Origin of the sequence: Photobacterium iliopiscarium, assembly GCF_003026395.1 — a bacterium.
Lineage (GTDB): Bacteria > Pseudomonadota > Gammaproteobacteria > Enterobacterales > Vibrionaceae > Photobacterium > Photobacterium iliopiscarium.
Genome location: NZ_PYOO01000011.1, coordinates 23,951 through 47,485, shown reverse-complemented (window position 1 = coordinate 47,485; position 23,535 = coordinate 23,951). Strand labels below are relative to the sequence as shown.

At 40.9% G+C, this 23,535-nt stretch carries 19 protein-coding genes; 10 read left to right on the top strand and 9 right to left on the bottom strand.

The genetic code is table 11. The features are described from left to right. The first annotated feature begins 22 nt into the window (after positions 1 to 22). Together glnE and hldE are read left to right on the top strand one after the other, a co-directional pair. Positions 23 to 2,911 (top strand): bifunctional [glutamate--ammonia ligase]-adenylyl-L-tyrosine phosphorylase/[glutamate--ammonia-ligase] adenylyltransferase, encoded by a 2,889-nt coding sequence (gene glnE, locus C9J51_RS14885; protein ID WP_107250582.1) that lies wholly within the window; start codon positions 23 to 25, stop codon positions 2,909 to 2,911. A 70-nt stretch (positions 2,912 to 2,981) separates the two neighbouring features. Next, positions 2,982 to 4,412: a bifunctional D-glycero-beta-D-manno-heptose-7-phosphate kinase/D-glycero-beta-D-manno-heptose 1-phosphate adenylyltransferase HldE gene (gene hldE / locus C9J51_RS14880; RefSeq protein ID WP_045039654.1), complete on the top strand. Its 1,431-nt coding sequence runs from the start codon at positions 2,982 to 2,984 to the stop codon at positions 4,410 to 4,412. A 65-nt stretch (positions 4,413 to 4,477) separates the two neighbouring features. Here the strand turns inward: hldE and tolC are convergent, their stop codons facing one another. Beyond that, positions 4,478 to 5,776, bottom strand: coding sequence for an outer membrane channel protein TolC (tolC, locus tag C9J51_RS14875; RefSeq protein WP_045036377.1), 1,299 nt, complete (start codon positions 5,774 to 5,776; stop codon positions 4,478 to 4,480). A gap of 320 nt (positions 5,777 to 6,096) precedes the next feature. On the opposite strand from tolC, the gene nudF reads away from it, so the two are divergent. The 8 genes from nudF (at position 6,097) to idi (ending at position 14,665) form a co-directional block, all read left to right on the top strand. Continuing rightward, positions 6,097 to 6,732, top strand: coding sequence for an ADP-ribose diphosphatase (gene nudF / locus C9J51_RS14870; RefSeq protein WP_045039653.1), 636 nt, complete (start codon positions 6,097 to 6,099; stop codon positions 6,730 to 6,732). Positions 6,733 to 6,764: 32 nt separating this feature from the next. Continuing rightward, positions 6,765 to 7,193, top strand: coding sequence for a DUF1249 family protein (locus tag C9J51_RS14865; protein WP_082064154.1), 429 nt, complete (start codon positions 6,765 to 6,767; stop codon positions 7,191 to 7,193). Positions 7,194 to 7,233: 40 nt separating this feature from the next. Next, positions 7,234 to 8,058 (top strand): 3',5'-cyclic-AMP phosphodiesterase, encoded by an 825-nt coding sequence (gene cpdA, locus C9J51_RS14860; protein ID WP_045036380.1) that lies wholly within the window; start codon positions 7,234 to 7,236, stop codon positions 8,056 to 8,058. Further along, the gene (yqiA, locus tag C9J51_RS14855; RefSeq protein WP_045039652.1) at positions 8,058 to 8,636 is read left to right on the top strand and encodes an esterase YqiA; all 579 of its coding nucleotides are present in this window, start codon (positions 8,058 to 8,060) and stop codon (positions 8,634 to 8,636) included. Before cpdA ends, yqiA begins: the two co-directional genes overlap by 1 nt. Positions 8,637 to 8,850: 214 nt before the next feature. After that, positions 8,851 to 10,734 carry a DNA topoisomerase IV subunit B gene (gene parE, locus C9J51_RS14850; protein ID WP_107275232.1) on the top strand — a complete coding sequence of 628 codons (1,884 nt, stop codon included), beginning with the start codon at positions 8,851 to 8,853 and terminating at the stop codon, positions 10,732 to 10,734. 80 nt (positions 10,735 to 10,814) lie between these two features. Beyond that, the gene (gene parC, locus C9J51_RS14845) at positions 10,815 to 13,094 is read left to right on the top strand and encodes a DNA topoisomerase IV subunit A (RefSeq protein ID WP_045039651.1); all 2,280 of its coding nucleotides are present in this window, start codon (positions 10,815 to 10,817) and stop codon (positions 13,092 to 13,094) included. A 162-nt stretch (positions 13,095 to 13,256) separates the two neighbouring features. After that, positions 13,257 to 13,982 carry a 1-acylglycerol-3-phosphate O-acyltransferase gene (locus C9J51_RS14840; RefSeq protein ID WP_045036384.1) on the top strand — a complete coding sequence of 242 codons (726 nt, stop codon included), beginning with the start codon at positions 13,257 to 13,259 and terminating at the stop codon, positions 13,980 to 13,982. A gap of 149 nt (positions 13,983 to 14,131) precedes the next feature. After that, the gene (gene idi, locus C9J51_RS14835) at positions 14,132 to 14,665 is read left to right on the top strand and encodes an isopentenyl-diphosphate Delta-isomerase (RefSeq protein ID WP_045036385.1); all 534 of its coding nucleotides are present in this window, start codon (positions 14,132 to 14,134) and stop codon (positions 14,663 to 14,665) included. Between the two features lie 55 nt (positions 14,666 to 14,720). Here idi and C9J51_RS14830 read toward each other — a convergent pair whose 3' ends face one another. From C9J51_RS14830 to C9J51_RS14795, 8 genes are all read right to left on the bottom strand, one after another. Beyond that, positions 14,721 to 15,107 carry a Rid family detoxifying hydrolase gene (locus tag C9J51_RS14830; RefSeq protein WP_045036386.1) on the bottom strand — a complete coding sequence of 129 codons (387 nt, stop codon included), beginning with the start codon at positions 15,105 to 15,107 and terminating at the stop codon, positions 14,721 to 14,723. A 111-nt stretch (positions 15,108 to 15,218) separates the two neighbouring features. Then, positions 15,219 to 15,704, bottom strand: a complete 486-nt coding sequence (locus C9J51_RS14825) for an arginine repressor (RefSeq protein WP_231579372.1) — start codon at positions 15,702 to 15,704, stop codon at positions 15,219 to 15,221. A gap of 292 nt (positions 15,705 to 15,996) precedes the next feature. Further along, positions 15,997 to 16,464: an aspartate carbamoyltransferase regulatory subunit gene (gene pyrI / locus C9J51_RS14820; protein WP_045036388.1), complete on the bottom strand. Its 468-nt coding sequence runs from the start codon at positions 16,462 to 16,464 to the stop codon at positions 15,997 to 15,999. 15 nt (positions 16,465 to 16,479) lie between these two features. Beyond that, positions 16,480 to 17,409: an aspartate carbamoyltransferase gene (gene pyrB / locus C9J51_RS14815; protein ID WP_045036389.1), complete on the bottom strand. Its 930-nt coding sequence runs from the start codon at positions 17,407 to 17,409 to the stop codon at positions 16,480 to 16,482. A gap of 432 nt (positions 17,410 to 17,841) precedes the next feature. Next, on the bottom strand, positions 17,842 to 18,852 hold the full coding sequence (locus C9J51_RS14810) for an ornithine carbamoyltransferase (protein ID WP_045036390.1): 1,011 nt from the start codon (positions 18,850 to 18,852) through the stop codon (positions 17,842 to 17,844). 126 nt (positions 18,853 to 18,978) lie between these two features. Beyond that, entirely contained in the window at positions 18,979 to 19,893 is a 915-nt protein-coding gene (gene arcC / locus C9J51_RS14805; protein WP_045036391.1) for a carbamate kinase, read from the bottom strand. Between the two features lie 62 nt (positions 19,894 to 19,955). Continuing rightward, the gene (gene arcA / locus C9J51_RS14800) at positions 19,956 to 21,176 is read right to left on the bottom strand and encodes an arginine deiminase (protein ID WP_045039650.1); all 1,221 of its coding nucleotides are present in this window, start codon (positions 21,174 to 21,176) and stop codon (positions 19,956 to 19,958) included. A 699-nt stretch (positions 21,177 to 21,875) separates the two neighbouring features. Beyond that, positions 21,876 to 23,324, bottom strand: coding sequence for a YfcC family protein (locus C9J51_RS14795; protein ID WP_045039649.1), 1,449 nt, complete (start codon positions 23,322 to 23,324; stop codon positions 21,876 to 21,878). Between the last annotated feature and the right edge of the window lie 211 nt (positions 23,325 to 23,535).

Below are 23,535 nucleotides of genomic sequence, written 5' to 3'. Positions count from 1 at the left end.
TTACTTGTTCAAGGGACAGCGCATGGCGACCGAAAAATCACAACCTTATCCAATCATTGATCATTGTAGCGATGTAGTAGCCGCCGCAGATTTAGCATGGGAGAAATTAGCTGATAAGCACCCGCAACTATTGGCGTTATGGCAAGGTGAAGCCAAGCAAGAATTGCATACCATGTTAGGGTTAAGTGATTTTATTAGCACTTCTGTACAGCAAGATTCAACGTTATTGGAATGGCTATTTGAGCAGCGAGAGTGCCGCTTAGAGATTGATTACCGTGAGTTATTGAGTCAGCAGTTAACACAAGTAACCGATGAACCGTGTTTAATGCGTAGTTTGCGTCACTTTAGACGTCGCTACATGACGTTAATTGCATGGCAAGATTTTAGTCATCGGGTACCTTTACAACACAGCCTCGCTAGTTTGTCGCAACTGGCCGAAGCCTTGATCATGGAAGCATACCATTGGCTTTATCGGCAGTGTTGCACTGAGTGGGGCACGCCGATGAATGACCACGGTGAACCACAACCGATGCTGATTTTGGGGATGGGTAAGTTGGGGGGCGGAGAGCTGAATTTCTCGTCAGATATTGATCTTATTTTTACTTATCCTGAAAACGGTGAAACGGTTGGCGGTCGACGTAGCCTTGCCAATGCCCAGTTTTTTACTCGCTTAGGGCAGCGATTGATCAAAGCGCTAGATCAAGTCACCTTTGATGGTTTTTGTTATCGGGTTGATATGCGGTTGCGTCCTTTTGGCGACAGCGGACCGTTAGTGATGAGTTATGCCGCATTAGAAGATTATTACCAAGAACAAGGTCGTGATTGGGAACGCTATGCGATGATCAAAGCACGAGTGATGGGCAAAGAAAGTTTTAGCCAATATCAAGGCTTGCGCCAAATGCTTCGACCGTTTGTATTTCGACGTTATATCGACTTTAGCGCGGTTCAATCATTGCGACGCATGAAAGCGATGATTGGTAGTGAAGTTCGACGTCGAGGTCTTACTAATAACATTAAATTGGGGGCCGGAGGGATTCGTGAGGTTGAATTTATCGCGCAATCGTTCCAATTAATTCGTGGTGGTCGAGAGCCGAGTTTACGTGGTCGCGGTTTATTACCGACTCTTGCGGCAATTAAAGAGCTAGCGTTATTACCGCCAGCGGATGTTGATACTTTAACGGCGGGGTATTGTCATTTACGTCGCTTAGAAAATCTATTGCAAGCGATTGACGATAAGCAAACTCAAACTCTGCCAGATAAAGCCCTTGATCAAGCGCGGTTAGCGTGCGCAATGGCTGAGCATGATTGGGCGGCATTAGTCATAACGACTGAACAACATATGGCTGCTATTCATGCCATTTTCGACGATATTATTGGTCATGATGATCAAGATAATCAGCAAGATGTTGCGACGCAATACCATGAAATGTGGTCAATGGTGACCAATGAGGATGTATTGCTCAGTATTCTGGCTGAATTAGAGGCGCCGGAGCAACATTTACAAGCTCAGAACTTAGCGGCTTTTAAGCATGAATTATCGAAACGTACCTTAGGTCCTCGTGGGCGTGAGGCATTAGCCACTTTAATGCCTGAAGTTTTAGCGCAAGTGGTGTTACGTGATGATGCGGTACAGCTGTTACCGCGATTGACGAAATTGATTATTCGTATCGCGACGCGTACCACTTATCTTGAATTATTAACCGAACATCCCGTTGCACTAAAACAACTGATTCGATTATGTGCTGCCAGTCCAATGGTGGCAGATCAACTGGCTTTGTATCCATTATTGCTTGATGAATTGTTAGATCCGCAGCATTTATATCAACCCACACAACTCACGAGTTACCAAGATGAATTGCGTGAATATCTGGCGCGTATTCCTGAAGAGGATATGGAGCAACAGATGGAGGCGATTCGCCAGTTTAAGCAAACCCAATTATTGCGTATTGCTGCCGCTGATATTGCAGGTGTACTACCTATAATGAAAGTAAGTGATCACTTAACGTATCTGGCAGAAGCGATTATTGCAGCGGTGGTTAATCAAGCATGGTTACAAATTGCCGCTAAATATGGTGAGCCAAGTCATTTGTTAGAGCGTGAAAGTAAAGGCTTTGCGGTGATTGGTTATGGCAAAGTTGGTGGTTGGGAGTTGGGATATGGCTCTGATCTTGATTTGGTTTTTATTCATGATTGCCCCGATAATGTTTATACCACTGGCAGTAAAGAAATTGATGGTCGTCAGTTTTATTTACGGTTAGCCCAACGCATCATTCATTTGTTCTCAACCAGAACCGCATCGGGGGTGTTGTATGAGGTTGATATGCGGCTACGACCTTCTGGTGCTTCTGGATTGTTAGTAACGACAATCAATGGATTTGGTGAGTATCAGCAGCAACAAGCATGGACATGGGAGCATCAAGCTTTGGTTCGTGCGCGAATGGTGTATGGGGATGTGATATTACAAACTGCATTTGCCGATGTTCGCCAGCAAGTGTTAACAGTCGCTCGTGATCAGGCGCAATTAGCTAACGATGTGGTGACGATGCGCCACAAAATGCGCGCCCATCTCGGTAAGAAAAAAGCGGGTATGTTTGGTCTTAAACAAGACCAAGGAGGCATCACCGATATTGAATTTTTAGCACAATATTTAGTGTTGGCTTATGCCCATCAGCAACCAGCTTTAACGCGTTGGTCTGATAATGTGCGTATTTTTGACTCGATGGCCGATTATGACATTATCGATAGCGCCACTGTTGCTCAATTACAACAAGCTTATTGTGATATGCGTAATGCCATTCATCGATTAAGTTTATTAGGGCTACCCGCTTATGTTGATCAGCAGCAATTTATTGGAATGCGACAGACGGTGGAACAGGTATGGCAGCAATGGCTTGAACCTTGTCAGGTTTAGTTGTGATCACGATGCCCCTGATTTTAGTTTATGCTAGTATTCGAACGTTGCCATATTCTCGGAGAAAGAAATGAAACTGACGCTGCCTGATTATAACCAAGCAGAGGTATTGATTGTTGGCGATGTAATGCTCGATCGCTACTGGACGGGTCCCACTGAACGTATTTCGCCAGAAGCACCGGTGCCAGTGGTTAAAGTTGATCAGATTGAAGAGCGCCCAGGTGGTGCGGCAAACGTGGCAATGAATATTGCGGCGTTAGGTGGCAATGCTAAATTGATCGGTTTAACTGGGGTAGATGAAGCAGCGCGTGCGTTAACTGAAAAGTTAACCTCATTAAATATTTGTAGTGATTTCGTTGCTCTCGCACAATATCCGACTATCACTAAGTTACGCGTGATGAGCCGTGGTCAACAGTTGATTCGATTAGATTTTGAAGAAGGTTTTCAAAATATCGATTCCGCGCCGATCCTTGAACGAATGCAGCCTGCGCTAGCGAATGCGAAAGCGGTGATCTTATCGGATTATGCCAAAGGCGCGTTAGTCCATGTTCAAGCGATGATTCAATTGGCACGTGGAGCAAACTTACCGGTATTGGTTGATCCTAAAGGGACCGATTTTGAACGTTACCGTGGTGCAACGTTATTGACGCCTAATTTATCTGAATTTAAAGCCGTTGTTGGCTGCGTAAATTCAGAGCAAGAATTAGTTGAAAAAGGCATGGCGTTGATTGATCAATTTGATTTTGAAGCCTTGCTGGTTACTCGCTCTGAACATGGCATGACCTTACTTGAAAAAGGGTGTGAGCCGTTACACATGCCAACCCTTGCGCAAGAAGTTTATGATGTAACCGGTGCTGGTGATACGGTTATTTCAGTTTTGGCGGCATCATTGTCAGCCGGAAAATCATTATCTGATTCATGTAAACTTGCGAATGCCGCTGCGGGTGTCGTGGTGGCTAAGTTAGGTACATCAACCTTATCGACGATTGAATTAACCGAAGCAATTCATGGTAGCCAAGACAGTGGTTTTGGGGTTATTTCTGAGTCAGCATTAATTGATGCGGTGAAAGCGGCGCGTGCACGTGGTGAAACCGTAGTAATGACTAACGGTTGTTTTGATATTTTGCATGCGGGTCATGTTGCCTACTTAACCGAAGCTGCGAAATTGGGTGATCGGCTAATTGTTGCGGTTAATTCTGATGATTCAGTTAAAGGTTTAAAAGGCCCTGGACGTCCAGTAAATCCAGAAGATCGTCGTATGGCGGTATTAGCAGGATTAGGGGCGGTTGATTGGGTCGTTCCATTTACTGAAGAGACGCCACAACGATTAATCAGTGAAGTCTTACCAAGCATTTTAGTTAAAGGTGGTGATTACACCCCAGAACAAATTGCAGGTGGTAAAGAAGTGGTAGCTGCTGGTGGAAAAGTGCTAGTGCTTAATTTTGAAGATGGTTGTTCAACCTCTAAAATCATTGCTGCTATTCGTGGTGGACGCGGTTAATTGTAGGATGATTACGCATAAAAAAAGCGCCGAAAGGCGCTTTTTTTTGTGTTGAAATTAACGGATTATTTTTTTTGAATTAAACCCGTATTAATATCTAACACATCTTGTTCGTTAAGTGTACCTACCGCTTGCTTGAGCTGTAATTGCGCAAGAATGTAATCATAACGTGCATTTGCAAGTTCACTGTTTGCAGAATATAGGCTACGTGTGGAGTCTAATACATCAACAATAGTACGTGTACCTACATCAAAACCTGCTTCCGTTGCTTCTAAAGCAGATTTCGCAGAAACAACAGATTGTTTATAAGCATTGATTGAACCAATCGTTGCATTGATGTTGTTGTAGTAGTTACGTACGTCTTTTACGATTAAACGGTATTGTGCTTCAAGATCTTCACTTGCCGATACGTATCTATATTGGGCTTGTTTTACTTGAGAGGTAGTATTACCGCCCGTGTACACTGGAAGATCAATTTTAATACCCGCACTTAGGTTGCCTTGATCTGGGCTCATTAGTCGACTTGTATCATCGTATTGATAACCAGATTCAAATGATAAGGTCGGCAGGTGTCCAGAATCTGCTAGTGAAATATTATCACGTGCAATATCTTGACCGATACGTGACGTTAATAAGGTTAAGTTTTCAGTTTCTGCATCTTTAACTAGATTATCAGCCGCTTGCTTAGGCTTGCTTGCTGAGAACGTTGCTGTATTCAATAGATCTAATGATGAATAAGCATGCCCAGTAATTTCACGTAATTCTTCGTAGCTATTTGCAAGGGTATTTTTCTTAACGATGATAGACGCTAATACGGTATCGTATTGTGCTTGAGCATCATAAACATCAGTAATTGCAGATAGACCAACTTCAAAACGTTGTTTCATTTGTTCTAGTTGACGGCCAACCGCTGCTTTTTCTGCTTCACCAAACTTCAAATCATCTTGCGCTTTTAACACATTAAAATATGCAGTTGAGACACGTAAGATCAAACCTTGTTGGGTAACAGCGTAAGCCGCATCACTTTGACGAGCTTGTTTTTCTGCAATATCAAGACCAACCCAGCTAGCACGGTTATATATTGACTGGCTTAACGTCACACCAGCATTAAAACCGTTATCCTTGCCTTCTTTTGAATCAAGGTAGTAAGTGTTGTAGCCTGCAGAAAGATTAATTTGTGGCAAAAGCGTACTGCGTGAAGAATTGATTGCTTCAAAAGCTGCATCTTTATCGGCCGCGGCTTTTAGAAGTTGGGGATCATTTTGCTTGGCTTGCTGATAAATCTGAGCGAGATCATCAGCCGATGCTGATTGACTAATTGAGCCAATTGCAAGGCTAATAATGATTGGAAGCAATTTTTTCATGGACGCCTTTCCTGGTCTTGCTGACAAAAATGGGAATGTATAAATAGTGCAAGCGTCAGTTTACCTGAAGCAGGCTTGCTTGAAACTGATCATTACGTAGTTTTACCTAATGACGGTATTTTAACATTCGATAATAAACTTATTGTAATCGATTTAATAAACAGCGTGTCAAAAAGATACATGATATTTAATTGTTTAAACACTAAAAGTGGAATATTACACTTAAAGTATGAGTGAAAGGAATATAACTTAATTTTGGTACTATCTCTGTGGGGATTGGTTAAGTTTTAATTGATATTTAGTGTCGATGGAGAAAAACAATGGAGAAAGAATCAGGTTGTTTACCTGTATCACCGGCTTTTAATGGTAGCGATGTTGAGGTTTTATCAACTAAAACGGTGTACGACGGTTTTTTTAAAATGGTTAAATATCGTTTACGGCATAAGTTGTTTGCTGGTGGTTGGAGTGGTGAGTTTGAGCGCGAATTGTTTGAACGCGGCCATGCTGCTGCGGTTTTACCTTATGATCCAGTATTAGATAACGTAGTATTAATTGAGCAGTTTCGCATTGGTGCACTGGCGGCAGATTGTCAGCCATGGCAGTTAGAAATTGTGGCAGGTATGCTTGATCATGATGATGAGTCTCCAGAACAAGTGATACGCCGAGAAGCAACGGAAGAGTCGGGATTAGTACTGGGTAAAACAGAGAAAATATCCCGCTATTTATCCAGTTCAGGTGGATGTTCTGAAATACTTGATATTTTTATTAGTGAAGTCGATAGTCGTTTAGCCCAAGGGATACAAGGGGTTGCGAGTGAATCAGAAGATATTCGAGTACATGTTGTTTCAAGAAATCAGGCTTACCAATGGTTAGAATCTGGTAAAATTGAAAATGCAGCGACAATTATCGCATTACAATGGCTGCAATTGCATCATCAACGTTTGCGACAGGTATAAAATAAAGTATCGTATAATCCTAGGGGAATGATTTGAATAAAAGGTATACTGTTGATTTGACAAGCCTAATGCGCTTGTATGAAACTAATTATGCTAAACTCTTACCGCTATTACCACGTAGTGATACGGTTGGAGATATGCTTGTATACCTCGTATGTGATGATGTGTATCAGTTGGAAATTATTGAATCAACACGTTATACCACCGTAATAACCTTAGGTTTGCTTGAGAGTGAAAAGGTCGCTGATTATTTAGCGCCTTTGTTAACGGTGCGGTTATATCATGATGCTAAGGTCGCAGAAGTGTGTGCTGTACAGCAGATTTCTCGACTCAAGCCAATATATGATTATCCAAACTTGCGTATGCACCAAAAAAATGAGAAACATCAAGTCAACCTTTTCTTAGGTGACTGGTTGAAGCATTGTTTACGCCACGGGCTTAGTAAACAATCCGTTTGTTAATTGAACTTAATTGATCAAAATAGACAAGGTTTTTGACGTTTTGCAGACCTATTCGCTGCCGCAGACTAACCCCGAAAGTGTGGTTCTTCTGCAAATTACCGACACTCATTTGTTTGCCAATGGTTCAGGCTCTTTGCTTGGTGTGGCAACCAAAGACAGTTTTCATGCCGTGCTTGCTGGGGTAGATATTGCTGCGCGTCATTTTGATGCCATCGTAGCGACGGGTGATATCTCTCAAGATCATACACCATACTCTTATCAGCGTTTTGCTGACGGTATCTCACGCTGGTCACAACCGTGTTTCTGGCTACCCGGTAATCATGATTTTCAACCAACAATGCAGTCCATTTTACCGAGTGAGCAGATTAAGCCACAACAACAGGTATTAGTGGGTGAGTATTGGCAAATGATTTTATTGGATAGCCAAGTACAAGGCGTGCCGCATGGCGAGTTAAGTACCGCACAATTGGCATTGTTAGAGGCTGCTCTGACACGTTATCCAGATCGACATGCCTTAATTTTATTACATCATCATCCGCTTGAAGCGGGTAGTGCGTGGCTCGATCAACATCAACTACACAATAATAGTGGTTTATGGCATGTCATTGACCGTCATCCGCAAGTGAAGGCGGTACTATGTGGTCATATTCACCAAGATTTAGATCGTACTTATCATGGGGTACGTGTGTTGGCGACACCATCAACGTGTATTCAGTTTATGCCTGATTCTGATGATTTTGCATTAGATCATAATAATCCGGGGTGGCGTTATTTAGAGCTAACAAAAGAGGGGCGTATAATGACTAGTGTTCATCGCATTAGTGGTGATCAATTTAAACCAAAACTTGACGCTGAAGGTTACTGATGCCGTCGTTATTGATTTATTTACATGGTTTTAATAGTTCACCATTGTCATTGAAAGCTCAACAAATGATAGCGTATTGTGGTGAACATCGACCGGATATAAAGGTTGTTGCTCCTCAATTACCCAGTTATCCTGCTGAGGCGAGCCAATACCTTACACAACTTATTGAGCAGTACCAAGACCACTATACCATTGGTGTTGTTGGTAGTTCTTTGGGGGGCTATTTAGCTGCGTGGCTTAGTGAACACTATCAGATCCCTGCGGTGTTAGTTAATCCCGCGGTTAAGCCTTATCAATTACTGGTCGATTATCTTGGGCCGCAACAAAATCCATACAGTGGTGAAAACTATGTATTGGAAACGCAACACATTGATCAATTGAAAGCACTTGAAGTGATTAATATTACTCAACCACAACGGTTGTGGGTGCTATTACAGCAAGGTGATGAAGTGCTTGATTATCGCCAAGCCGCATTAAAATATGCACACTGTCGGCTAACGATTGAAGCCAATGGTGATCATGGTTTTTGTGATTTTGAACGTTTTCCCGCCACCATTATCCAATTCTTAGGCTTATAACCTGACTTATCTGTTCATTGAGCAATGAGATAGGCTACCCTATAAATCAAGTTATGCGTATTAGCATAAAATATAGAGCTTGTTTACGCCCTTTTTTGTTATACAGAAAAGAGGCGCTACTCACTGAATGTGAGTTTTCCGCTGACTCCCGCTTGACAACAACGCGAGGGTTACTGACTATTGTTTGTAAAATTTTCCCGTAAATTTCCGTGATATGACAGATCAAAGCTATAACGCTGGAGCCATTGAGGTTCTAAATGGCCTTGAGCCAGTACGCCGCCGTCCGGGTATGTATACCGATACGGTAAGACCTAACCACCTCGGTCAAGAAGTTATCGATAACAGTGTCGATGAAGCCTTGGCTGGGCATGCCCATAAAGTTGAAGTCATTCTTCATGCCGATCAATCATTAGAAGTGATTGATGATGGTCGTGGTATGCCGGTAGATATTCATCCAGAAGAAGGTGTTTCTGGTGTTGAACTTATTCTATGTAAATTGCATGCCGGAGGTAAATTCTCGGGTAAAAGCTACCAATTTTCAGGTGGTTTGCACGGGGTAGGTATTTCAGTTGTTAATGCCCTTTCTGATCGGGTTGAAGTGACGGTTAAACGTGATGGTCAAGTGTATCAAATTGCATTTGAAAATGGCGATAAAGTCTCTGAATTAGAAGTGATAGGTACTTGTGGCCGTCGTGCCAAGGGTACTAAAGTGCATTTTTGGCCTAACCCTAAATATTTTGATAGTGCTAAGTTTTCGGTTACTCGTCTTAAAAGTAACTTGAAAGCTAAAGCGGTATTATGCCCAGGTTTAGAAGTTGTTTTTACTAATAAAATCACTGATGAAACAATAACCTGGTGCTATGAAGATGGTCTTAATGATTATTTAGCCGAAGGTGTTAAAGGCTATACCTTACTGCCAGAAGAACCGTTTACAGGTGTCTTTAGTGGTGCGACAGAAGCGGCTGATTGGGCGTTATTGTGGTTACCTGAAGGTGGTGAACTGATCACTGAAAGTTACGTTAACCTGATTCCAACTGCACAAGGTGGTACGCATGTTAATGGTCTGCGCCAAGGTTTACTTGATGCGATGCGTGAGTTCTGTGAATTCCGTAATTTGTTACCGCGTGGAGTAAAACTTACCGCTGATGACATCTGGGATCGTTGTGCATACGTGCTATCGGTTAAAATGCAGGATCCACAATTTGCAGGTCAAACCAAAGAACGTTTATCGTCACGTCAATGTGCGGCATTTGTTTCTGGTGTAGTAAAAGATGCCTTTAGTTTATGGCTGAATGAACGTCCACAACTTGCTGAATTATTGGCAGAAGTCTGTATTGCTAATGCCCATCGTCGTATGCGAGCCAGTAAAAAAGTTGTCCGTAAAAAGATCGCTTCAGGCCCTGCATTGCCGGGTAAATTAGCTGACTGTTCCCAACAAGACCTAAACCGTACTGAATTATTCTTGGTGGAAGGTGACTCGGCGGGCGGTTCGGCAAAACAAGCCCGTGATCGTATGTTCCAAGCGATTATGCCGTTACGCGGTAAAATATTGAATACGTGGGAAGTGTCATCTGATCAAGTACTTGCATCAGAAGAAGTCCATAATATTTCAATCGCATTGGGCATTGATCCTGATAGTGATGATTTAAGTGGTCTACGTTACGGTAAAATCTGTGTTCTTGCCGATGCGGACTCCGATGGCTTACACATTGCAACGTTGTTGTGTGCCTTATTTATGAAGCACTTTGAAGCCTTAGTACGAGCTGGACATATCTTTATTGCTATGCCACCCCTTTATCGTATCGATTTGGGTAAAGAGGTCTTTTATGCACTGGATGAATCAGAAAAAAATGCCATTCTGGATCGTTTAAAAGGCAAGCGCGGTAAGATTAACGTGCAGCGCTTTAAAGGTCTGGGTGAAATGAATCCACTGCAATTACGTGAAACTACCATGGATCCTAATACTCGTCGTTTGGTACAACTTACTATTGACGATGATAGTGAAACCAATGAAATGATGGATATGTTACTCGGTAAAAAACGCGCAGAAGATCGTCGCCATTGGCTACAAAGTAAAGGCGATATGGCGGAAGTATAATTCATCCCCTCATATATCATTTTTAAATCGGCAAACGTTATGTTTGCCGAATCGCATTATTTAAGACGGATTATCTCACGATGACTGATGTCTCTATGGATGGCGTTGAACAGCTTCCACTTAGAAAGTTTACTGAAGACGCTTATTTAAACTATTCCATGTATGTAATCATGGATCGTGCCTTGCCTTTTATTGGTGACGGCTTAAAACCAGTACAACGTCGTATTATTTATGCGATGTCAGAATTAGGTTTGAGTGCTACTGCAAAATATAAAAAATCAGCACGTACTGTTGGTGACGTATTAGGTAAATTCCATCCACACGGTGATTCTGCGTGTTATGAAGCGATGGTACTAATGGCTCAGCCTTTTTCTTATCGTTATCCGTTAGTGGACGGTCAAGGTAACTGGGGTGCGCCTGATGATCCTAAATCTTTTGCTGCAATGCGTTACACTGAATCACGTTTATCGCGTTTTTCAGAAATCCTATTATCTGAAATAAACCAAGGCACAGCCGATTGGGTACCTAACTTTGACGGTACTATGCTTGAGCCTAAAATGTTGCCAGCACGATTACCTCATATCCTATTAAATGGTATTACTGGTATTGCTGTGGGTATGGCAACAGATATTCCACCGCATAACGTACGTGAAGTAGCGAATGCTGCGGTACACATGATCGATAATCCTAATGCTGATCTTGAGCAATTGATGGAATTTGTCCAAGGTCCTGATTATCCGACTGAAGCAGAAATCATCACCTCTAGATCTGATTTGAAGAAGATGTACGCCACTGGGCGTGGTAGCGTCAAAATGCGCGCTATTTGGCATAAAGAAAACGGTGATATCGTTATTACCGCGTTGCCTCATCAAACATCAGGGGCTAAATTATTGGAGCAAATTGCGGCGCAAATGCGTGCTAAAAAGCTGCCAATGGTAGAAGACCTACGTGATGAATCGGATCATGAAAACCCAACTCGAATCGTGATTGTACCGCGTACAAACCGTATTGATTGCGATCAGTTGATGAATCACTTGTTTGCTTCGACAGACTTAGAAAAAAGTTTCCGTGCAAATATCAATATGTTGGGTTTAGATGGTCGTCCACAAGTAAAAGGCTTGGTGACTATCATTAAAGAGTGGCTTGAATATCGTCGTAATACGGTACGTCGTCGTTTGCAGTATCGTTTAGATAAAGTGATTGCTCGATTACATATTTTAGAAGGTTTATTAGCGGCGTATTTAAACATTGATGAAGTGATTGAGATCATTCGTAGTGAAGATGATCCTAAAGCTGAATTAATGTCGCGTTTTGCTTTGAGTATGACTCAAGCCGATGCCATTTTAGAAATAAAACTGCGTCAGTTAGCCAAACTTGAAGAAATTAAGATCCGTGGTGAATTAGACGAATTAGCCAAAGAACGCGATCAGCTTGAAAAGCTATTAGGTTCTGAACGTCGTTTAAATACCTTGATCAAAAAAGAAATGATCGCCGATGCTGAAAAGTATGGTGATGATCGTCGCTCTCCATTGGTTGAGCGTGCAGAAGCAAAAGCCATGACTGAGCGTGATTTAATTCCAAGTGAAACCATCACGGTCGTATTGTCTGAAAAAGGATGGATCCGCCATGCTAAAGGGCATGATGTTGATCCTAATACGCTTAATTATAAATCAGGGGATAATTATCTTGCCCATGCGCGAGGTAAGAGTAATCAACCTGCGATATTCTTAGGTTCAGATGGTCGTAGTTATGCACTTGAATCTCATAGTTTACCGTCAGCACGTAGTCAAGGTGAGCCGATTACTGGTCGTTTAAATCTGACTCCGGGCACTCATATGCGTCAGGTTATGATGGCTGATGATGATCAATTATGGCTAATGGCATCAGATGCTGGTTATGGTTTTATCTGTAAGAGCAGCGATATGGTATCAAAAAATAAGAGCGGTAAAGCCTTATTAACGGTCCCTGAAAAATCATTAGTACTGCCTCCTCAACCAATTGCTGATATTAATAATGATCAGATTATGGCGATCACTAATGAAGGTAGAATGTTGTTATTCCCAATTAAAGATTTGCCACAACTAGGCAAAGGTAAGGGTAATAAGATCATTAATATTCCATCAGCACGAGCAAAAGCGCGTGAAGAATTCTTATCTTACTTAACGGTTATTACCGCAGATAGCCATGTTACCTTGTATGCTGGTAAGCGGAAGTTAGGCTTGAAACCAAGTGATCTTGAGAATTTCCGTGGTGAACGAGGGCGTCGAGGTTCTATGCTGCCACGTGGTTTACAACGTGTAACGGATATTGAAATTGACTCTCCGCAAACAGCGATAGATGAGCAGTTAACGAACAGTTAATAATGATGATATAGATAATAAAACCCTCTTTTTATGAGAGTTTTTAATGTGTTATGTACGTTGATTGTGTTGTTGGTTATTAGGTTATAGATCCATATAACAGATGTAATTTTCTTTGCTGTGGGTATACTGGCGCACACTTGTACGCTGAGGGGTGTTTGAATGATTTATATTTTGCGCATGATTGCGATCGCTATTTTTGCGATTGTAACTTTTGTCTTTGGCTGTGGTTATTGCTTATTTAGTCCACGTAATCCCAAACACGTTTATACTTTTGGTCGACTTTTTAGCAAAATGTCGCGGGTTGTCGGGATTAAACTTGAAATCCGTTATGCTGAAGGTGCTGATCAAGTAGGTCCAGCGGTTTATATTGCTAACCACCAAAATACTTATGATTTATTTACTGTTTCTGGTGCAATTATGCAGCGAACAGTAACCGTAGGTAAAAAAAGTTTAGTCTGGATCCCATTGTTTGGACAACTATACTGGATCACAGGTAACATTCTCATTGATCGTGCAAATCGCAGTAAAGCGGTTGGCACTATTGGTCAGGTTGTAGATAAAATTAAAAAGAATAAAGTATCAGTATGGATGTTCCCTGAAGGTACACGTTCTCGTGGGCGTGGTTTATTGCCTTTTAAAACAGGTGCTTTTCATGCCGCTATCGGTGCTCAAGTTCCTGTTGTACCCATTGTTTGTAGTTCAACTGATAACGTAAAACTAAACCGTTGGGATAATGGCCTTGTGATCGTTGAGGTGATGAAGCCGATTGCGACGGTTGGCTTGGGTAAAGAAGATGTTCGTAACTTATTAACCCAAAGTCGTGATCTAATGGCTGTGAAGCTAGCAGAATTAGATCAAGAAGTTGCTCAACGAAATAAACATTAATTATGTCTATTTAAAACTTAATAAACATAGCTAAAAGATATAACATGAGCGTCATTAACAAGGACATGTTTTATGAACATGTCCTTGTTTTGTTTTATTGTTAATAAATAACAAGAAGCAATATTTTGATATAAAAGTAGAAGATAATCATGACTGAAGAATATGTAGTATTAGTAGATGAGCAAGGCCATGAACTTGGTCTACAAGAAAAAATGCAGGCTCACCGTGATGGCACATTGCATTTGGCGTTTTCAGTATTACTTTATCGTGATACTCCCTCTGGGCGTGAGTATTTATTACATCAACGCGCACTAGAGAAATATCATAGCGGTGGTTTGTGGACCAATACTTGTTGTTCTCACCCTCGTCAAGGGGAGTCATTTAGCCAAGCGGGCATTCGTCGCTTACAAGAAGAAATGGGCATTACGTTATCCACCCACTTAATCGATGTCGGTCATTTTTGTTATTACGCGACATTGGATCAACAGTTAATTGAGCATGAGTTAGATCATGTGCTGATCGCAAAGGGTGACGGTTTGGTGTTTACACCTAATGCTGCTGAAGTAATGGCTTATCGTTGGTGGTCTATCGCGGAGTTGCAGTTGCAATTACAACAAGCCCCGCAGTTATTTACCGCATGGTTTGCGCAGGTATTAGCAATAGCTGAACAGTCTTATTCTTAATTATAATCATAAAAAGCGATCACTAATTTCAGTCTCGTGATCGCTTTTTTAACGATTATTTACGTACAGCAATCGCTTCAATTTCAATTTTTACATCTTTAGGTAGACGCGCAACTTCAACACAAGAGCGAGCAGGGTAAGGCGCATTGTGTTCATCGAAAAATGCACCGTAAACTTCATTTACTGCACCAAAATCATTTAGATCTTTAACAAATACAGTCATCTTCACGATATCAGCAACACATAAGCCTGATGCTTCTACAACCGCTTTAACGTTATCTAATGATTGACGAGTTTGAGCTGCGATGTCTTCTGCAACATCACCTGTTAGTGGATTAACAGGGATCTGACCTGATGTTAGTACCATGCTACCAAGATCAACACCTTGTACATAAGGACCGATTGCCGCAGGTGCTTGCTCTGTATGAAGAATTTTTGTCATGATTTATCCTATTTAATGATCATTAAAAGGCACAAAATAATCGCCTTTAAGTGTTAATTAATATGGGGTCAATAACGCGTATATTCAACTAATGATCATCGTAATCAATGGCTATTTTAACCCTAAACAATGTTTTACTACTTGTAGGCATTGGTTGATTCGAGTTATGTCTTTTGGCGCAACCATTACCGTATCATTGCCGCCTATAGTGCCTAAAATATCCACATGAGGCTGCATATCAATTAATCGTGCCACTAACTGTGCGCTACCTGGGTGGGTTTTAATGACCACAACAAGTTGGTTATGACTGACAAATTCAATTTGTGATGCAATGGATGCATTAATTTTAATTGGTTCATTTTCAGCGGTAAGGCAATAAATTTTTTTACCCGCAGCGTTAGGTACTTTCGCGACGCCTAAGCGTAATAATAGTCGTGATACCGTTGATTGACTGATATCGTGAAAGCCTAGTTCAATTAATTGAAACCGAATATCATCTTGCGTTGTAAAACTTTGTTGCTGTAATAAGCGTTTACATGCTGATGTCATATTATCATTACAATAATTATGATCGATTGCTGGGGGTTGGATGGTCATTGACGTCATTCCTTGGCAATGTATGGATCAATAATGGGTAGGATAAGAGAGATTATTTTTGTCGCTGTATTGTTGCGCATTGGTGCATATTGATGTTAACAATTATAATATAGCGGGAATATGACCATTATCACCAAATAACAAACGTAAGATGAAGTAATGCTAGTGAATGATAGTAATGTGATACAGATTAACGTTATTGAATACTGTTAATTAATAAAAGATGACAGGGTCTAACGAAAGAGAGAAAACCCAGCACATATTTTTTATGCTGGGTAAGGTAAATAATTATTTAGCTATTACATTCAGTGACGATTTGACGTGAAAATACTTTTTCGCAGTATTTACATTTTAGCTGAATATCTGATTTTTTAGTCAGTACTTTAAAGCCACTGTTAACGGGTTCACCATGTGAAATACAGTTGCTATTTGGACATTTAAAAATGGCACTGATAAATTCAGGTAGTGACAAATTGAGCTTTTTAACCACTTCGTAGTTTTCAATTTGATTAACCGTTGCTTTTGGTGCATAGAGCGCCAATTGATTGGCTTGATCTTCGGTGAGAAACACATTCTCTATTTTGATGAGATCTTTTGCACCTAGTGCAGAAGACGGCAAATTAAGCCCGATAGTAACGCGCTCATTTGTACCATCGATATTAAATAATTTAAGGACCTTAATGCCAATATTGGCTGGGATATGATCGATAACAGTGCCGTTTTTAATTGCTTCAACTTTTAGTTGGGTTTCCTTAACCATGATCATCACACCTTTTTATAGAGTTTCATTAAGTACAAGAGCCAGTAACGCTTGACGCGCATAAACACCATTTTCTGCTTGTTGGAAGAAGTAAGCATATTTGGTCTTATCGACATCGACAGTGATTTCATCTACGCGTGGTAGTGGATGTAAGACTTTCAGATTGTCACGAGCACTTTCTAGCATGTTGGCCGTTAGAATATAAGCGGCTTTCATATGTACATATTCAGACTCATCAAAACGCTCTTTTTGAACCCGTGTCATGTAAAGAATATCTAACTCTGGAATGACATCTTCCATATTGTTGTGCAAGCTGTAACTGATACCCGCATCATCCAACTCTTCACAAATATAATCCGGCATTGCCAGTACTTCAGGGGCAATAAAGAAGAATTTAACATCATTAAATTTTGATAATGCTTGGGTTAATGAATGTACTGTACGACCATATTTTAAATCGCCCACGAAGGCGATATTAATACCATCAAGTCGACCTTGGGTTTCATGGATAGTGAACAGATCTAACAGTGTTTGGGTTGGATGCTGATTGGCGCCATCACCCCCATTGATAACCGGTACCCCATTGGAAAATTCAGATGCTAAACGAGCCGCACCTTCTTGGGGATGACGCATAACAAATGCATCAACATAAGAGGTAATGACTTGCACTGAATCTGATAATGTTTCGCCTTTATTGGCTAACGATGTATTTCCTGGCGAATCAAATCCCACCACAGTACCACCTAAGCGCTGGATAGCGGTTTCAAATGAAAGGCGTGTACGGGTTGATGGTTCAAAGAAGCAACTGGCGACGACTTTATTTTTAAGTAAGGTCGGATTCGGCTCGGCTTTTAATCTCGCAGCGGTCTCAATAATAAGCTCTAGTTCAGCACGGTTAAGCTCTGGTATAGAAATAATATGCTTTTTAAACAGCGAATTAGCCATGGCTTCTTTCCCTCTGATGGTTTAGTTAAATTAAAAAACGGTTGTTGTTTACTAAATTTTAGGCAAAAAAAAGCCCCCTATTAAAAGGAGGCTTTTTTTTGAAAAATAATAAAAATAAAATAACAAACCATCACCAACGGATAATTACAGCGAATCAATGTCGTGTTAATTGTAAGGTTCATTTTTTATCTCTTGCTAGGCAAATTGCAAGGATTATACCTTCTATTTTTTATGGCGCAAGCGTTTGCGTTAACTATTCAATCTGCGGATTTTTATGCAATTTCATTTATGTGTTTTTGGTTTATTGTTGTTTTTATTACCATGAAAAATAAAGTCTTTTCGTTTAAGTTGAATGTAGCCCTTGAAAAAATATGCAACTGCCGCTCCAGTAAGCGGCAGAAGAATTAAAAGATATCGCAATTAGGGGGCGGTTTAATTACCTAATGTAGCGACCATTACGGCTTTGATGGTGTGCATGCGGTTTTCCGCCTCATCAAACACAATTGAATGATCTGATTCAATCACTTCGTCTGTTACTTCGACCCCTTTTGATAACATTGGGTAAGCTTGAGCAAGCTCTTTTCCTATCGTGGTATCTTCGCCATGGAAAGCGGGTAAGCAGTGCATAAATTTCACATGCGGATTCCCCGTTGCTTTTAACATTGCCATGTTAACTTGGTATGGCAACATTAAATTGATTCGCTCAGCCCATGCTTCTTTGGCTTCACCCATAGAAACCCACACATCGGTATAAAGGAAATCACAGCCTTGAACACCTTCTTGAACATCATCTGTCATGGTGATTTTAGCCCCAGTTTCAGCGGCAATTTCACGGCATTGAGCGACAAGTTCAGCATCAGGCCAGAAAGCTTTTGGTGCGACAAGGCGAATATCCATTCCCATTTTTGCAGCACCAACCATCAATGAATTACCCATGTTATTACGTGCGTCACCTAGGTAAGCAAATGATATTTGATGTAATGCTTTACCGCGACCGTGCTCTTGCATGGTTAGAAAGTCAGCTAAAATTTGCGTTGGGTGGAATTCATCTGTTAGACCATTCCATACAGGAACCCCTGCATATGCGCCAAGTTCTTCAACAATAGCTTGCCCAAAACCACGGTATTCAATGCCATCGTACATACGACCTAATACGCGAGCGGTGTCTTTCATTGATTCTTTATGGCCAATTTGAGAGCCAGAAGGGCCTAAGTAAGAAACTTGAGCTCCTTGGTCAAAAGCGGCAACTTCAAATGCACAACGCGTACGGGTTGAGGTCTTTTCAAAGATCAGTGCAATATTTTTACCTTTAAGGCGTGGTTGCTCATAGCCATTATATTTTGCTTTTTTTAATTCAGCCGACAGTTCAAGTAAATGTTGAATCTCACGAGGAGTGAAATCAATTAATTTTAGGAAGTTACGATTACGAAGATTAAAAGCCATGATGTATCCCTCTTAAGGTTCAGTATCACTTCGACTGAATCTTGTTATGTTATGGTTGAGTTACTCGATACTGCTTAATGTTAATATTATGTGTATCTTATTTTTTGCTGTTTGTGAATAGTTATTCTATTTATCTGCAATAATATTTGTACCAGCTTGACCTTTTAGAATCTTTAATCCGTCATGTAGCGCACCGATACCGACGAATTTCCCACCTTGTTTGATAAATTCACACGATGCTTCAATCTTGGGTCCCATGGAGCCCGCATCAAAACTGTAATGCGATAATGCGCGTGGGGTGGTGCTAGTAATGGCTTTTTGGGTTGCTTGGCCCCAATCAAGATAAACCGCATCGGCATCCGTCAAAATAAGCAGTGCATCGGCGTTTAATTGTTTGGCGAGATAAGCGGCTGACATGTCTTTATCAATCACAGCTTCGACACCGATAAGTTTGTTGTTTTCACGTTTAACCGGAATGCCACCACCGCCAGTACAAATAACCAAATGATTGCGTTTGATCAGGGTTTCGATAGCATCACATTCAACGATGCCGATAGGTTGTGGGCTTGGCACTACGCGACGGAAATATTGACCGTCAGCTTTCACTGTCCATTGAAATTTCTCTGCTAATTCACGTGCTTCAGCTTCTTGATACACCGGGCCAATAGGCTTGGTTGGATCCGCAAAGGCTGGGTCTTGTGGATCAACGAGCATTTGAGTCAGCATGCAAGAGACATCTAGTTCTGGCAGTAAATTCTTCAGTTCTTGCATTAAGATGTAACCGATCATGCCTTGTGTTTCTGATCCCAAAACATCTAATGGGTACGGCATCACTTTTTTATATTCCAACCCTTGCAGTGCCAGTAATCCTACTTGTGGGCCGTTACCATGAACGAGCACGACATTATATTGCAGCGCAATGTCAGCGATGGTTTTGGCTGCGGTGGCAATGTTTTGGCGTTGAATACTGGCTTCTAAAGGCTCGCCGCGACGTAATAAGGCGTTACCACCAAGGGCAACTACAACGGTTTGTTTAGTCATAACTGTGTCTCTCCGTATTTATTGGAGGCTGGTCGGTCATCGCCCCAGCCTTTGCTAATGGGTTAAATACCATCACGCTCAATTGGACAGCTCATGCAGCGAGCACCACCACGGCCACGCCCCAATTCATCACCAGGAATCGGTAAAACAGTGATGCCTGCTTTATCATATTTTTCATTGGTGTAAGTGTTACGCTCATAACCAATAACCACGCCAGGGCTGACGGTTAACACATTGTTGGCATCGTTCCATTGCTCACGTTCAGCTTCAAAGCCATCGCCGCCAGTGGTAATTAGATTAAGTTGATCAACACCTAAGGCTTTTTCTATTGTGTGAACAAAATAATTTTCTTCTTTAGCTTTAACGTTGCCATAAGCATCACCCGTTAAGCTCCAGCATTGAACGTCTTTACGAATTACTTCTGGGTAAACAGAGAAAGTATCTTCACGCATATGTGTCATTACGGTATCAAGGTGCATGCATGAACGGTGTTTTGGTAATTCCATCGCAATCACTTGCTTGGCTTGACCGTGTTTAAATAGGCTGGCGGCTAACGCTTCAACCCCTTGTGGTGTGGTACGTTCTGACATACCGATTAACACGCTGCCTTTACCTAGCACTAAAACATCACCGCCTTCGATGGTCGATTTGTCATAAGCATTTTGCTCATCGCCAAAGTATTTAATGAAGTCTTGGCCTGCAAATGTTGGATGCCAACGATAAATTGCTCGTAAATGATTAGTTTCACGTTGACGTGCTTCTTTTGCCATAGGGTTAATAGAAACACCGCCATACACCCAGCATGAGGTATCACGGGTGAAGAGATGATTCGGTAATGGCTTGATAATAAAATCACAAGGCGAATGCATTTTTTGCATAATAGAGGAAGATTGCAGTGGTAATTCGGCGTAACTTAAACCACCTAATAAAATAGAAGCGAGTTCAGCATGAGGAAGGTCAGCTAAGAAACAGCGAATATCATTCGCAAAGGTATCCCCAAAACGGTAATTTGATATTTGAGTTGTTAATAACCAATCTTTTGCTTCTGGAACCGCTAATGTTGCACTTAACATGGTTTGTAATAATAAAACTTCAACACCTTGATGGCGTAAAGTATTAGCAAACACATCATGTTCTTCACCCGCTTTTTCAACGGATAACACATCATCAAATAATAAATCTTGGCAATTTGATGGTGTAAGGTTATTTAAAGCACGCTCTGGACGATGAATAAGTACGCGGCGTAGTTGACCTATTTCAGAACCTACATAAAAGTTACCCATAATAGTATCCCTCTATTTTTATGCCTGTTAATGATTGGCTATGTTTAAAGTTACGAAGCGTTAAATAAGTAGTAGATGTTGTTTCTGTAATTGATTCTACGTGGTTGGCTTTATTTGTATAAGATCGTTATCACACTTTAATTATTAATGACTTAGCGATGTTATGATGGTTATTTACAACGAAAATCAAAGAAAAAGCAAAAATTCAGCCTGGTTTATTATGTGGTTTTGATGTTTTTTTAAGACTTGTTGTTGTTTTATCTTGTTGTTTTTTAATGGTATTTTGTGCTGTCGTGAAATATTATGCATTTTATGGTTTTAAATAAGTTTGAATGCCGCTGAATAATATTCATCTAATGTGATTATCTATTTTAAATGTCTGCTATTTTTATTTTTAAATTAAATTTTTAAAGTGTTTTTTGTGATGCTTATTCATTATTTTCCCACCGTGGTAAATGTTATTTTTTAAATTTAAATATGTAATTATTGATAGTGAATATAATAAGCGGAAGAATAGAAGAATAGAAGAATAGAAGAATAGAGGGGTGAACAGATTAAAAAATAAGTGTTAATTAAAATAATTAACCATTACCTACATTAAATAGTCATGACAAGGGGGCTACATTTATCATCAGCAATAAAAAACCGCCCAAAGGCGGCTTTAATAACAGACAACGATTTGATAAGTAAATTAGAAATCTACACTAAGATTACACCAATACTTAATACCACCATCGTAAACACAATAATAATACCTAATAATGGTGCGACCCACTTTAACCATCGAACATAAGGGACGCGTGCAATTGCAAGCCCACCCATTACTACTGCTGATGTTGGTGTGACTAGATTTACTACACCAGAAGCTGATTGGTAAGCAGTGACAACCAGCTCCCGTCCTACTCCTGAAAAATCAGCCAGAGGTGCCATGATCGGCATTGTCAGTACCGCGAGTCCGGAGGTTGAAGGAACCAAAAATGACAGTAATATTTCTAATATATACATCACATTAATAAACACCACCGCCGAGAGTCCGGTCACGATGTGTTCGGCTGAGTTTAGGATGGTATCGGTGATCATACCGCGATCCATGATCACCACAATACCACGCGCAATACCGATAATTAACGCGACCCCAAGCAAGTCACGCGCGCCATCAATAAAGCTGGTTGAAAAATCTTCCTCACTCATTCGTGACACGAAACCAATAAGAATAGAGGCGCCAAGGAACATGGCTGATATTTGTGGCATCCACCAACCAGCAACAGCAACACCATAAATCATTACCGCAAAAGAGAGTCCAAAAATAGCCAGAATAACTTTACGGGTGGTGGTGAACTCAAGCATTTGGTCAGATTGATTACTTAAAAAATGGGCTTTATTTTGTTCATATTGGTCATAGACAATCGATTTGGTTTTATCTTCGCGTACCATTTTGGCATAGCGCATGACATAACCGACACAGATTAACCAACCCACCGCTAGAATAATAACGCGTAATATAATGCCATCGGTAAAGGGGATTCCAGCAGCATTAGATGCAATCACGGTAGCAAAAGGATTTATTGTTGATCCTAGTGTTCCTATACCTGCGCCAAGTAATACTGTCGCTGCGGCAACTAGGGGGTCAAAGCGCGCCGCCATCATCACCGGCACTAATAGCGTATAGAAAGGTAACGATTCTTCTGCCATGCCATAAATGGTACCGCCAGCGGCAAACAGACCCATCAGAATCGGGATCATTAATTCTTCTTTACCATGCAGGCGAGCGGTAACACGCTCAATACCCGCATCAATGGCCCCTGTTTTAGTGACCAACCCTAAAAAACCACCAATAATTAAAATGAACAATGACACATCAATGGCTGCGGCTTCATAAGATTCATGGTTATAAAAACCATCTATTGGTGCCAGTAATACATCAACAACACCTTGGGGATTGCTCTCTACGGGTTTATAAGTGCCTGTAATTGGAACTTCTTTACCGAGTTCTGCATTCATTTCACGATCATATTGTCCAGCAGGTACAACCCATGTTAGCGCAGCAACTAAAGCAATAAGCGTAAATAAAATGGTGTAAGCCGATGGGAATTTTAATTGAGAAAAAAAGCTTTTCTTTTCTGGTTTAATTTCTGTGTGTGTCGTCATGGTTATCTCCTGCACCATTGGTTAATGATAACCATAAGGTGTGTTTGTCTGCATGAGTGATAAAAGCACTTATGGATAAATAAGGGAACAAACAATAAACGTAAATGATCAAAACGGGTATTGCTGAGTATGTCAGCGGTAAGTCGCTAATAAACTGTCTCATTTTGCCTTGGGATACGCTGATTCTAAAGCGGAATATAGTTACTAACTC

Coding starts and splice junctions, on each gene's coding strand:
- glnE (WP_107250582.1), top strand. CDS start 23: ATGGCGACCGAAAAATCACAACCTTATCCAATCATTGATCATTGTAGC.
- hldE (WP_045039654.1), top strand. CDS start 2,982: ATGAAACTGACGCTGCCTGATTATAACCAAGCAGAGGTATTGATTGTT.
- tolC (WP_045036377.1), bottom strand. CDS start 5,776: ATGAAAAAATTGCTTCCAATCATTATTAGCCTTGCAATTGGCTCAATT.
- nudF (WP_045039653.1), top strand. CDS start 6,097: ATGGAGAAAGAATCAGGTTGTTTACCTGTATCACCGGCTTTTAATGGT.
- yqiA (WP_045039652.1), top strand. CDS start 8,058: ATGCCGTCGTTATTGATTTATTTACATGGTTTTAATAGTTCACCATTG.
- parE (WP_107275232.1), top strand. CDS start 8,851: ATGACAGATCAAAGCTATAACGCTGGAGCCATTGAGGTTCTAAATGGC.
- parC (WP_045039651.1), top strand. CDS start 10,815: ATGACTGATGTCTCTATGGATGGCGTTGAACAGCTTCCACTTAGAAAG.
- C9J51_RS14840 (WP_045036384.1), top strand. CDS start 13,257: ATGATTTATATTTTGCGCATGATTGCGATCGCTATTTTTGCGATTGTA.
- idi (WP_045036385.1), top strand. CDS start 14,132: ATGACTGAAGAATATGTAGTATTAGTAGATGAGCAAGGCCATGAACTT.
- C9J51_RS14830 (WP_045036386.1), bottom strand. CDS start 15,107: ATGACAAAAATTCTTCATACAGAGCAAGCACCTGCGGCAATCGGTCCT.
- C9J51_RS14825 (WP_231579372.1), bottom strand. CDS start 15,704: ATGACCATCCAACCCCCAGCAATCGATCATAATTATTGTAATGATAAT.
- pyrI (WP_045036388.1), bottom strand. CDS start 16,464: ATGGTTAAGGAAACCCAACTAAAAGTTGAAGCAATTAAAAACGGCACT.
- pyrB (WP_045036389.1), bottom strand. CDS start 17,409: ATGGCTAATTCGCTGTTTAAAAAGCATATTATTTCTATACCAGAGCTT.
- C9J51_RS14810 (WP_045036390.1), bottom strand. CDS start 18,852: ATGGCTTTTAATCTTCGTAATCGTAACTTCCTAAAATTAATTGATTTC.
- arcC (WP_045036391.1), bottom strand. CDS start 19,893: ATGACTAAACAAACCGTTGTAGTTGCCCTTGGTGGTAACGCCTTATTA.
- arcA (WP_045039650.1), bottom strand. CDS start 21,176: ATGGGTAACTTTTATGTAGGTTCTGAAATAGGTCAACTACGCCGCGTA.
- C9J51_RS14795 (WP_045039649.1), bottom strand. CDS start 23,324: ATGACGACACACACAGAAATTAAACCAGAAAAGAAAAGCTTTTTTTCT.